We start from the raw sequence: 11,800 nt of genomic DNA on the forward strand, positions 1-11,800 counted from the left end.
CACTCAAGCAAAACCCATGCCAAATTTTTAAAAATGCTGTGACGTTGGCATGCACTTTGCTTGATCTTCCATAGTGATTTGTCGTCAATTCAGCCGTGAAGATTGCCGACAATCTGGTGCTTTCCTCGCAGCCAAGTGCGTGGGGACGCACGGATTGCGGCACGGTACGACGACCACAATGCCTTAACTCATGCACCAACATGGCGCACTCACTGGGACATATGATGCAAAACGCACCACAACAGGACATGCAAGCCCTTCCCGCCGATCCGGGAGCCCTGGTCGACGCTTATTTGACGACGCTGATGAAACCCGACCCAGAGGGCGCGCGCCGCTACGTCAGCCCCGAGCTGCGCATCCGGTTCACCGGCGGACGCGCGATGCGTGATCCGTCTGAGTGCACCGCATTCAACAAATCACGTTATGCGTGGGTGAAAAAGCGCTTCGAATCCACCGATGTGGTGATGGGTGCGACGCCGGCGTACGCGGTCGTCTATAACCGTGGCACCCTGTATGGCGAATGGCTGGACGGCACGCCTTTCGAAGGGAACCGGTATGTCGACCGCTACGTCGTGCGTGATGGCCTCATCACGGAAATGGACGTGTGGAATGATTCCGCAGAGTGGCTGTTGGTCAAAGCAGGATTAGCAACACTATGAGCGAACACGTCGATCTGCAGCATGACGCCGACGCGCTCTTTGCGCCACTGCAATGCCATACCCGGTTTGGCTATAGCGCGATTCATCGACGCCCGCATTACCTTTGGCCCAAGGGCAATGGCCTGGCCGTGTATATCGGCTTTAATATCGAACACTTTGCGTTTGGATCAGGCATGGGCGCAAAGCTCGGCGCGAGCTTTGGCGAGCCGGATGTGCTGAACTATAGCTGGCGCGAATATGGCAACCGTGTGGGCGCTTGGCGCTGCCTGGAGTTGTTTGACAATCTCGGTTTGCCGACCGGCGTGATCGCCAACACTGCCATCCTGGACCACTGTCCCGAACTCATCGAAGCCTGCGTGGCGCGTGGCGACGAGATCATCGCGCATGGACACACCAACGCCGAACACCAAGGCGCCTATAGCGAAGCCGCCGAGCGCGCGTTGCTGCAGGGTTGCGCCCATCGGTTCGAGCGCAGCGTCGGCGTGCGGCCCACGGGCTGGCTTTCGCCCTGGATCGCCGAATCGCATTTGACGCCGGATCTGTTGGCGGAATCGGGCTATCGCTATACCTTGAACTGGTGCCATGATGATCAACCCACACAACTGTGCACGCGCGACGGCGGCCAGCTCTGGTCGATTCCCTATCCCCAGGAAGTCAACGACATTCCCATGATCGTCGCGCGACAAATGGATGGCAAAGACTTCGCGCAATTGATCATCGACAACTTCGACGAGATGCTTGAACAGTCGCGCCAACAGCCCTTGGTCATGGGCATCGCGCTGCATCCCTATCTCGTTGGCCAACCTTACCGCTTACGATACCTGCGCCGCGCGCTCAGCCATATTGCCGCCTATCGTGATCGTGATGAAATCTGGTTCACTACGCCAGGCGCCATCTGCGATCATGTCACTCAATTGAATCAAGCGACTGCCGTATGAACTCGTCAACAACTAACTCTCTGCCTTTTGAAGACACCGTGGGCGCTTGGGTGCCGCATGGTCGCTTTACTGTTGAACCCACCTCCGACGGTCCATTAAGCGGACTGTCCTTTGCCGCCAAGGACTTATTCGACGTGGCCGGCCATCGCACCGGCGCGGGCAATCCCACGTGGCTCGACACCCATGCACCGGCCAGCGCCCATAGCGCGTTGGTGGCCCAGCTGCTTGGCGCTGGCGCGACGCTACACGGAAAAACAATTACGGATGAACTCGCCTACAGCATTCATGGCGACAATCTGCACTATGGCGCACCGCTCAACACGCGGGCGCCGGATCGCGTAACGGGCGGATCTTCCAGTGGTTCGGCTGCGGCTGCGGCTGCCGGATTGGTGGATTTCGCGTTGGGTACGGACACCGGAGGCTCCACACGCGTGCCCGGCAGCTATTGTGGCCTGTGGAGTCTACGCACCACGCATGGCTTGCTTAGTACCGAAGGCGTGGTGCCCTTATCGCCCTTATTCGACACGATGACGTGGTTAGCCGCCGATGCGGACGTCTTCGAACGCGTCGGTCAAACGCTGCTGAACGATTCGAATGAACCCGTCTGGCGTGACGCCGTGATGCTGACCGACGCATGCGCGCAGGCCGAACCCTTGTTCGCGCCGCTGATCGATCGCGTCATTGACACATTAAGCACGCAGTTTTCATTGCCGGTCAGCTATGCGCCCAGCTCGGACACGGAACTCGAGATTTGGCGACAAACCTATATCACGGTTTCGGCCTACGACGCCTGGCAAACGCATAAAGACTGGATCACATCCGCCCGCCCGACGTTCGCAGACGCGATTCAGGGGCGCTGGCAAGCCGCCGCCAACATCAGCGTCGATGCCGTTGAACAAGCCCGATCGTTAGAAACCAATCTGAAGGCGCAGGTGCGCAATCTGCTGGGTGCGAATCGCATCGCGATCCTCCCGTCGGCCTCCAGCCCCGCGATCGAACGCGGTGCCGATGCGGCGACCGTCGATGCGATTCGCGCCAGTACCTTCCGGATCACCTCCGTCGCGGGCTTGGCGGGCTTGCCACAGGTCAACATTCCGTTTATTGCACAGAACGGTTTGCCGGCAGGCGTATCACTGTTGGGTCCGGCCGGCAGCGACCTCGCGCTGATACGACTCGCCGTTGCCGTGGGTAAAAAACTGAACGCATTAGGGTGCGGCCATGGCTGACGCCCCGCGCGAGACCCGGCGCAGCCGCCCTGCCTTGCAAACCCGTGCCGAGGAATCCCACGAGGATGCGGAGACACGGATTTATCAATCCGTGGTCAGCGGCGTGATGAGCCAACGACTGCGGCCCGGCACCAAGCTGCCGGAGGCGGCGCTATGCGAACTCTTCGGAGTGGGCCGCAGCATTGTGCAGAAAGCGTTACAGCGGCTCGCGCATGACCACGTGGTGGAATTGCGTCCCAATCGTGGTGCCATCGTCGCCATGCCGACCCTTGACGAAGTGGGCAAACTATTCGAAGCACGACGGGCACTCGAAGCAGCCGTCCTGCCGCTGGTCGCGCAATGGGCGACCCGTGCCGACTATGCGATGCTGCGCCGCCAGCTGCGCGACGAACAGCGCGCCATGCATCATGCGCCCCAGACCGAATGGGCACGGTTGGCGAGCGGATTTCATCTGAAGTTGGGCGAGCTGTCTCGCAATCCCCTGCTATCGCGTTATCTTATGGAACTCATCTCGCGCTGTTCGCTGGTTGTCGCGATCTTTCAGCCACCGGGCAACGCCACCTGCGAGCATGACGAACACGCGCGTGTTGTCGATTACCTGGAACAAGGAAAAGTCGACCTTGCCATCGCCGAGATGGACCATCATCTGCGTGACTTGGAGAGCCATATCAAGCTTGATACCGATAAGGATGAGCTGAGTCTGGCGCAGATGCTGGGGATGGAGGAACAGGCGTAACGGGGTTGCCGCCCCACCCACTCTTCGTCTGCGTGCGCTCGGCGACGATTAGCTCCATGCATCGCGCCGTCGGTGCGGTGCGCGGGTCGTGCAACATGCTAAAGTGCTTCAGACCCGCTTGGCGTCACTCTCGAATCGCATCAGTACGGATATATTTTCGACATGGACAACATCGATGTCATGGTGCTGCGTACCGCGCGCGACTGGCTGCGCGCGGGCGACCGTGTCTTGCTTGCCACGGTCATACGGACATGGGGTTCTTCGCCCCGGCCGGTGGGCGCGATGATGGCGTTGAATGAAGACGGTCGCGCCGTGGGCAGCGTCTCGGGCGGCTGTATCGAGGACGACCTCATCCAAACCTACACAACGGCATTCGGGGGCTCAGGGCTGCCCGACGAGGCCACACGACGCGTCACCTACGGCGTAACCGCCGACGAGGCGCACCGCTTTGGCCTGCCCTGCGGCGGGACGCTGGAATTGCTGCTTGAATGCCGTCTGTCGCTGGAATCGCTCGACGCCGTGGTCACGCGGCTGCATGCTGGCGAGTTGCTGCGCCGTACGGTCAGTCTGGCTGACGGGCGTGTGAAGCTGGAGTCGGCCGATACTGCGCACGAACTCATGATCACTGATGAGATCATGCAGAACACACTGGGTCCGGGCTACCGCATGTTGCTCATCGGTGCCGGATCTCTGACGGAATATGTCGCGACCATCGCGACGTTCAACGGATTTGCCATCACGGTGTGCGACCCTAGACGCGAATATATGGCCACCTGGTGCGGGCCCCAGGTGCACATGACCAGCGAAATGCCCGACGATGCCGTCAACGCGTTCCGCCCCGACGCCCGCAGTTGCATCATTGCCCTCACGCACGATCCTAAGCTGGATGATCTCGCGTTGTTAGAGGCATTGCGCAGCCCGGCGTTTTACATCGGCGCTATCGGATCGCGGCGTAATAACGCGGCGCGTCGGCAGAGGATGATTGAGCATTTCGGCGAAACCGAGGCCACGCTGGCACGTCTGCGCGGTCCGATCGGTGTGTACATCGGCAGCAAGACTCCCGCGGAAATCGCTGTGAGCCTGATGGCGGAAATCATCGCTGTGAAGAATGGCGTACAGTTACCCAAAGAGACGGCGGTAGCGGTCGCCAAGGAAATGCAAGGGTTACTTTAAGGCTTTCCCATTCCATGACAACCGATGGTTGAACGCACACAAGCCGACTCGAAATCCTCGGCTTGTGTGCGTCCCGGTCTTCAATCAGGTATTACGCGCACGCTTATCTATCACCCGGCGAGCCTTGCCAGTCAGTGTGCGTTCGACCGCCCCGACCTCAGACACCCGCACCCGCGCACTTACGCCGATATAAGACTTCACCGCGTGCTGCAACTGTTTGCCTAGCGATTCACGCTCAGCATCAGCCAGGTGAGCATATTCGTCGCGTACCTCGGTCAGAATCTCTAGTTCGTCCAGATGACCACTACGCGTCAGCACCAGTTGGTAATGCGGGGCAAGCTGCGCAATCTTGAGGACCTGCTCTTCAACCTGTGTTGGGAACAGATTCACACCACGCACGATCAACATGTCATCACTGCGACCGGTGATCTTGCCAATACGCCGCATGCTACGCGAGGTGGGCGGCAGAAGGCGCGTCAAATCGCGGGTACGGTAGCGAATGATGGGCATCGCTTCCTTGGTCAACGACGTAAACACGAGCTCTCCTGTTTCTCCGTCGGCCACGGGTTCGCCCGTATCAGGATTGATGATCTCGGCATAGAAATGATCCTCCCAGATCACCGGGCCGTCCTTGCTCTCAACGCATTCGCTGGCCACTCCAGGCCCCATCACCTCAGACAGACCATAGATATCCACCGCGTCGATCGCGGCCGCAGCCTCGATGTCCTGACGCATCTGACCGGTCCATGGCTCCGCGCCAAAGATCCCGATACGCAGCGAGCTTTCCCGGGGGTCTAATCCCTGGCGGCGCTGCTCTTCAAGGATATTGCAGAAATACGAAGGCGTGACCATGATGATATCGGGGCGGAAATCCTGGATCAGCTGGACTTGCTTTTCCGTTTGCCCGCCCGACATCGGGATAACGGTACAACCCAATTTCTCCGCACCGTAATGCGCACCCAGCCCCCCGGTGAACAGGCCATAGCCATACGCCACGTGAACGATGTCACCAGGCTTGCCGCCAGCCGCGCGTATCGAACGCGCCACCAGGCCTGCCCAGTTGTCGAGGTCCTTTGCGGTGTATCCCACCACAGTGGGTTTGCCTGTTGTGCCGCTGGAGGCATGAATCCGCGACACCTGCTCACGCGGCACCGCGAACATCCCATAGGGGTAGTTATCACGCAGATCTTTCTTCGTGGTGAAGGGAAATTTTTTGATGTCCGCTAACTGCTTCAGATCACTCGGGTGCACCCCTGCCGCATCGAACGCCTTTTTATAGTGCGGCACATTCTCATAGGCATGCGCCAGCGTCCAGCGCAGCCGCTGCAACTGGATGGATTCGATCTCATCGCGGCTGGCGTGTTCTATGGGATCCAGACCGGGCTTGCTCACGGCGATGGACATGATGTTTGTCTCCTAAACTGTCGGTGTGCCGACTATCTGACCTTTGATGCGATACGAACGCCCGCGAAAAAACGCGAGTGTTTTGCCATCTTGATTCGTGACCGTGACGTCGTAAACGCCCGTACGCCCGGACAAGGAACGCTCCTGCGCGACCGCTGTCAACTCATCGCCCGGGAATGCCGGCGCCACGAAATCGATAGTGCAGCCCGACGCCACGGTACTCACGTTGCGTGAATTACAGGCGAACGCGAACGCACTGTCCGCCAGCGAAAACATAAAACCTCCGTGACAGGTTTGATGCCCATTCAACATTTCCGGCCGCACGCGCATGGTCAGGCGCGCATAACCCGGCGCCATCTCGACCACACGCATGCCCAAGCCTTGGCTCGCGGCATCCACCGCGAACATCGCCTCGCCAACGGCCTCGGCAAGCGCTTGAGGTTCTTCGGGTACGACGGCATTGGTCGGAGCGGAAGTGAAATTCATGTCGTTCATCACCGCCCCTTGAATCGCGGCTCGCGTTTATCGAGGAATGCGGCAACGCCTTCTGCATAATCGTCGCTGCGACCCAATTCGCGCATCAGATCGCGTTCGAGATCCAGTTGCGTATCCAGGTCATTCTGCAAACTTGCTTGAATCGCCGCCTTGGTGCTGGCCAGGCCTTTGGTTGGCGCGCTGGCAAAATGCTTCGCCAAGGCCTCTAGCCTTTGCTCGAAATCCGCATCCGGCACGCATTGCCAGATTAATCCCCAATCCTGAGCCTGACGCGCAGAAAGCTTCTCACCTAATAGCGACAGCCCCAATGCGCGAGCCCGGCCTACCAATCGCGGCAGCACGAACGTACCGCCCGTATCAGGTAATAAGCCCAGACGGCTGAACGATTGAATAAAGCTGGCCGACTCTTTCGCGATAACAATGTCTCCGGCCAGCGCCAGATTCGCGCCGGCGCCCGCTGCTACCCCGTTGACTCCGACCACGACGGGCAATGGCAAGGCATGGAGCCGACGCACCAAGGGAGAGTAAAACTTCTCGATTGTCGCGCCCAAATCCGGAGGGCCATCCTGCGGGCCCATTCGACGTTCGCTCAAATCCTGGCCAGCACAAAACCCACGTCCCGCTCCCGTCAACACCAAAACACGCGCGCCATCTTGTTCCACACGCGTCAAGGCATCGGCAACTTCCTCGTGCATCTGCGCAGTAAAGCTATTGAGTTTGTCTGGCCGATTCAAGATCAGGCGCGCGATCCCGTCAGACAAGTCAAAAAGGATGTTCTGATAAGTCATGGCGATACCCTCAGACATGACGGCGTGTTTGCACCACGCGGAATCGATTGGCGACAAAGGCCGAATCCGACAGGGCCGCGTTGGCTGCGGGATTGGCCCCCGTGCCATGAAAATCGCTGAACGCAGCCGTCTGATTGACAAAGACCGCCCCGGTCAAATTCAACGATAGCGCCACCCCCGACACTTCGGCGGCCTCTTGAATCCGCGCGGCCACCGACTCATCCGTCGTGTAGGCAGACATCGACAATGCGCCATGACGTAGCACGCTCTCGCGCGCAAGTTCAATGCTGTGTTCCGTGGAATCCGTGGCCACGACAAACGCGATTGGGCCGAACCACTCTCGCTCGATATTGGCATCGCCCGCCTCGGCCTGCAGCAATAGCGGCGTGCGGATCCGCGCCTGAGCAAATCGCGGATGAGTCAGCTCGCGACTGTCCGTCAACACTGGCAAGCCCAATGCACGCGCCGCATCAATACGCTCCGCGATACCAGGGTTTTGAATGGCTCCGGTAATCTCCACCGCTTTCTCGGGATCGCTGCAGAGCTTCTCCACCGCCGTGGCAAGCGCCCGCGCGACCTCGTCGAAACTCACCAGACCCTCGGCTGTCTGGATACCCGCGCGCGGGATATAGATGTTTTGCGGTGCCGTGCACATCTGCCCCGAGTACAGGGCCAGCGAGAAAGCGAGATTCCTTACCGCCGACTTCAGGTCCTGAACCGAGTCGATGATGACCTGGTTTACGCCCGCCTTTTCGGTATACACCTGAGCCTGACGCGCCTGCTGTTCAAGCCAGTTGCCATTGGCGCTGCTGCCGGTGAAGTCGATGATCTTGACGCTAGGGTCCAGCGCTAAAGTCTTCGCCGTATCCTCGTCGGCCGTATGCGCGGCCAGTTGCACAACGTCCGGGTCAAAGCCCGCCTCGGCCAGCACCTCGCGCGCGATGCGCACCGTCATCGCCAGCGGCAGGATCGCCCCCGGATGCGGTTTGACGATGACCGTATTGCCGGTGGCGAGGCTGGCGAATAGCCCGGGATACCCATTCCACGTTGGAAATGTCGAACACCCTATCACCAGTGCGACTCCACGAGGCACGATGGTGAAATGTTTTTCCATCTTGATAGGATCGTGCTTGCCCTGCGGCTTTTCCCACAATGCCACGCCGGGAATGCGTGACATCTCCTGCCAGGCATAGGCAACCGCTTCCAAGCCGCGATCCTGCGCATGCGGACCACCCGCCTGGAACGCCATCATGAAACCCTGCCCGGTCGAATGTTGAACGGCATAGGCAATTTCGAAACTACGTTGATTCAGCCGCGCCAGGATTTCCAGCGACACCCCCACCCATGCGCGCGGCCCGGCGCGACGCCATTGCGCCAAGGCTTGATTGGCCTGTTTCACCAAGGTCGTCGCCGGCACGCGCGGGTACGTAATATTCAGCGCAAAACCAAATGGCGATTGCTCGTCGCCCACCTGCCCATCTGCACCATTCAATGCCAAGGGGAATTCGTTGCCGCGTAACGCCTCGAACGCCGCCTGGCCTTGCTCGTTGGCGGTTTCGCCATAATGGCGCGGGCTCGGCGACTCCGCGAAAGCGCTCCAGTAGCCGCGCGACGCGGCCGCTTCAACTGCGCGCTCTAGCAGGGGCTCGTGACGTTGAAAAAAATCTGATGACACAGTGGGTCTCCGTTAAATATCGTTCTAGGTTTCTTGATCAAAGTCGATGACGAGACGATCGCTGACGGGAAAGCTTTGGCAGCTCAATACAAAGCCGCGCGCCACCTCGTAGTCCTCCAGCGCGAAATTCGCGTCCATATCGACTTCGCCTTCAATGACTTTGCAACGGCAGGTAGAGCAGACGCCCCCCTTGCAGGAATAAGGTAACTCCAGGCCTTGCTTCATCGCCGCATCGAGGACACTATCGCGGTTCTTCTCGATGACAATACTGCGGCTGTGGCCGTCCTGAATGACGGTCAGCTCGCATTGGCCTTTTCCCGGTGCTGTCCGCTCCTCGCGCCCCGTGCGCAGGGAGCGCGGGCCATCGGGCGCGCCGAACAATTCAAACTTGATATTCGATTTCGGCACGCCTCGCGCCTGCAATCGCTGCACCACGCTATCGATCATCGTATGCGGCCCACATACAAAGGCATAATCGATTGCATCTGGCGGCATCCACACCGATAACAACTGATCGACCTTGTCGCCATCGAGCCGGCCATTGAACAACTCGATATCTTGCGTCTCGCGGCTCATGATGTAGACCAGCGAGAGTCGCTCCATATAGGTGTTCTTGATGTCCTCAATCTCCTCTCGAAACAGGACCGAGGACGAGGCGCGATTGCCATAGAACAAAGTGAACCGGCTCTGCGGCTCGGTCGCCAGCGCGGTCTTCACCAGCGACAGGACAGGCGTAATACCGCTACCCACCGCAAACGCCACATAATGACGTTGATGTTCTGGCGAAAATTCCACCGTGAAGTTGCCCGCGGGCGGCATCACCTCCAGCACCTGCCCGGGTTGCAACTCGTGGTTGGCCCATGAGGAAAACACGCCCTCGTCGACCTTCTTGATTGCCACACGCAAAACGCCTTCGTCCGGAGCGCAGCATATCGAATACGAGCGACGCAACTCCGTACCATCCAGCTCTGTACGCAGGGTTAAATACTGCCCCGGGCGAAAGGCGAATTCCTCACGTAGTTCCACGGGCAGATCAAAGGTGACGACTACGGCATCACGCGTGTTGCGTGCGATGGATGCCACCTTTAACGGATGAAATAGATTCTGGCTCATGAGGCGACAGCTTGGGCTCAGTGGGCTTTGAAATAATCGAATGGCTCGCGGCACGCGTTGCAGCGGTAGTGCGCCTTGCATGCCGTCGAACCGGAAAAACTCACTTCATAAGTGTTGCGCGATCCGCAATGCGGGCAGCTCACCTGTGGGGCGGCGCGGCGCCGAGTAATGCCGGATATATCGATCGCGCGTTCGACTGGCGCGGCGATGCCGTATCCCCGTAAAGCCGCCCTGCCCCGATCAGACATCCAATCGGTGGTCCAAGCCGGTGCCAAACGCGTATCGATACGCACCGTGCTCACGCCATGCGCCAGCAACACACGCCGGATATCCTCGGCAATCTCTCGCATGGCCGGGCAACCCGAATAAGTCGGCGTGATAGTCACCACACAGACGTCGTCTTCCCATGCAATTTCGCGCACGACGCCCAGATCCACGACCGACAGAACGGGGATCTCGGGATCTGGAACCTCTTCGAGCCAGGTCATCACCTCTCGGACGTCGGGCAGCACCATAGCGTTCACCATACTGCCCCAGGATATGCGCGCGGTAAGGATTGCATTTCCGCCAACACATAGCTGAGCGCTTCGGTATGCCGTCCCTGGCGTCCACCGCGATGCGCCGCGTGCATGCCCTCGTCTTGACTTGGCATAACCAGCGTGGCTTCATCCAGTACTTCACGCACATGGTCATACCACGGCGCTTGCAGCGCCGCGAGCGAACAACCCGCACCGCGCTGCGCCATTTCGCGATCGATCTCGTCGTCGATGAACAGCTCGCCGGTATGACGCCAAGCGCTGTCAATCGCCTCCTGCATTTTGTTGTGGCTGACACCGGTGCCATCGCCCAAGCGCACCACCAGATCGGACGAGCGCCTGACGTGATAGGTCACCTCTTTCACCGACTTGGCCGCGATCGCTGCGATCCGCTCGTCATTCGACCGGGTCAGCTCTTGCAAAAGAAAGTAGTGCCAGACATCGAACAAGAACTGCCTGGCCAGCGTATCGCCATAATGTCCATTAGGACGCTCTACCAGCAGTACATTGCGGAATTCGTGGTCATGACGCAAATACGCCAAGGCATCTTCATCACGCCCCGCGCCCTCGACCTCTCCTGCCAGCGTCAGCCACAGCCGTGCCTGTCCCAACAAATCCAAGGCCGTATTAGTGATCGCCAGATCCTCTTCCAACGCGGGCGCGTGTCCACACCATTCCGACAGACGCTGCGACAAAATCAGCGTGGAGTCCCCCAGGCGCAGCAGGCTTTCAAATAAAGCGCGATCCATCGTGCTCTCCCTACATGTGCTTGATTTCTTCGGGCATTGGGAAGAACGTGGGGTGGCGATACACCTTATTGTTGGCCGGGTCGAACAAGGGTTCTTTATCACCGGGCTGACTCGCCACAATATCCGAGGCCCGCACCACCCAGATGCTTAATCCCTCGTTACGACGCGTGTAGACGTCGCGCGCGTTATTGATCGCCATTTCAGCATCCGGCGCGTGCAGGCTGCCGACGTGTTTGTGCGCGAGACCATGCTGGCTGCGGATGAATACTTCCCACAGCGGCCATTCCTTACTCATGATGCGAATCCCT

13 protein-coding genes are annotated in these 11,800 nt (G+C 59.3%); 5 read left to right on the forward strand and 8 right to left on the reverse strand.

Annotated features, from left to right (window positions below; genetic code table 11):
• Nucleotides 1–248 precede the first annotated feature (248 nt).
• From GOQ25_RS12185 to GOQ25_RS12205, 5 genes are all read left to right on the forward strand, one after another.
• Nucleotides 249–659 carry a nuclear transport factor 2 family protein gene (locus tag GOQ25_RS12185; protein WP_202109423.1) on the forward strand — a complete coding sequence of 137 codons (411 nt, stop codon included), beginning with the start codon at nucleotides 249–251 and terminating at the stop codon, nucleotides 657–659.
• On the forward strand, nucleotides 656–1,597 hold the full coding sequence (locus GOQ25_RS12190; protein WP_160350726.1) for a polysaccharide deacetylase family protein: 942 nt from the start codon (nucleotides 656–658) through the stop codon (nucleotides 1,595–1,597). Before GOQ25_RS12185 ends, GOQ25_RS12190 begins: the two co-directional genes overlap by 4 nt.
• Nucleotides 1,594–2,823: an amidase gene (locus GOQ25_RS12195; RefSeq protein ID WP_160350727.1), complete on the forward strand. Its 1,230-nt coding sequence runs from the start codon at nucleotides 1,594–1,596 to the stop codon at nucleotides 2,821–2,823. The genes GOQ25_RS12190 and GOQ25_RS12195 overlap by 4 nt, the downstream gene beginning before the upstream one ends.
• Nucleotides 2,816–3,559, forward strand: a complete 744-nt coding sequence (locus GOQ25_RS12200) for a GntR family transcriptional regulator (protein ID WP_160350728.1) — start codon at nucleotides 2,816–2,818, stop codon at nucleotides 3,557–3,559. The genes GOQ25_RS12195 and GOQ25_RS12200 overlap by 8 nt, the downstream gene beginning before the upstream one ends.
• A 162-nt stretch (nucleotides 3,560–3,721) precedes the next feature.
• On the forward strand, nucleotides 3,722–4,732 hold the full coding sequence (locus GOQ25_RS12205) for an XdhC family protein (RefSeq protein ID WP_160350729.1): 1,011 nt from the start codon (nucleotides 3,722–3,724) through the stop codon (nucleotides 4,730–4,732).
• An 84-nt stretch (nucleotides 4,733–4,816) separates the two neighbouring features.
• On the opposite strand, the gene paaK is transcribed toward GOQ25_RS12205, so the two are convergent.
• From paaK to paaB, 8 genes are read right to left on the reverse strand one after another with little or no spacing between them, the layout of a single operon-like run.
• Nucleotides 4,817–6,136 carry a phenylacetate--CoA ligase PaaK gene (paaK, locus tag GOQ25_RS12210; protein ID WP_160350730.1) on the reverse strand — a complete coding sequence of 440 codons (1,320 nt, stop codon included), beginning with the start codon at nucleotides 6,134–6,136 and terminating at the stop codon, nucleotides 4,817–4,819.
• Nucleotides 6,137–6,148: 12 nt separating this feature from the next.
• On the reverse strand, nucleotides 6,149–6,622 hold the full coding sequence (gene paaI, locus GOQ25_RS12215) for a hydroxyphenylacetyl-CoA thioesterase PaaI (RefSeq protein ID WP_160350731.1): 474 nt from the start codon (nucleotides 6,620–6,622) through the stop codon (nucleotides 6,149–6,151).
• An 8-nt stretch (nucleotides 6,623–6,630) separates the two neighbouring features.
• Nucleotides 6,631–7,419, reverse strand: coding sequence for a 2-(1,2-epoxy-1,2-dihydrophenyl)acetyl-CoA isomerase PaaG (gene paaG / locus GOQ25_RS12220; RefSeq protein ID WP_160350840.1), 789 nt, complete (start codon nucleotides 7,417–7,419; stop codon nucleotides 6,631–6,633).
• A 10-nt stretch (nucleotides 7,420–7,429) separates the two neighbouring features.
• Nucleotides 7,430–9,094, reverse strand: coding sequence for a phenylacetic acid degradation protein PaaN (gene paaN / locus GOQ25_RS12225; RefSeq protein ID WP_160350732.1), 1,665 nt, complete (start codon nucleotides 9,092–9,094; stop codon nucleotides 7,430–7,432).
• 24 nt (nucleotides 9,095–9,118) lie between these two features.
• Nucleotides 9,119–10,207 carry a 1,2-phenylacetyl-CoA epoxidase subunit PaaE gene (gene paaE, locus GOQ25_RS12230; protein ID WP_160350733.1) on the reverse strand — a complete coding sequence of 363 codons (1,089 nt, stop codon included), beginning with the start codon at nucleotides 10,205–10,207 and terminating at the stop codon, nucleotides 9,119–9,121.
• A 17-nt stretch (nucleotides 10,208–10,224) separates the two neighbouring features.
• A complete protein-coding gene (gene paaD / locus GOQ25_RS12235) occupies nucleotides 10,225–10,731 on the reverse strand; it encodes a 1,2-phenylacetyl-CoA epoxidase subunit PaaD (RefSeq protein ID WP_370519949.1) in 507 nt (168 codons plus the stop codon).
• Nucleotides 10,728–11,492, reverse strand: coding sequence for a 1,2-phenylacetyl-CoA epoxidase subunit PaaC (gene paaC, locus GOQ25_RS12240; RefSeq protein WP_160350734.1), 765 nt, complete (start codon nucleotides 11,490–11,492; stop codon nucleotides 10,728–10,730). Before paaC ends, paaD begins: the two co-directional genes overlap by 4 nt.
• A 10-nt stretch (nucleotides 11,493–11,502) precedes the next feature.
• Nucleotides 11,503–11,787: a 1,2-phenylacetyl-CoA epoxidase subunit PaaB gene (gene paaB / locus GOQ25_RS12245; RefSeq protein ID WP_160350735.1), complete on the reverse strand. Its 285-nt coding sequence runs from the start codon at nucleotides 11,785–11,787 to the stop codon at nucleotides 11,503–11,505.
• Between the last annotated feature and the right edge of the window lie 13 nt (nucleotides 11,788–11,800).

This window comes from Bordetella sp. 15P40C-2, assembly GCF_009763235.1.
GTDB lineage: Bacteria > Pseudomonadota > Gammaproteobacteria > Burkholderiales > Burkholderiaceae_B > Bordetella_A.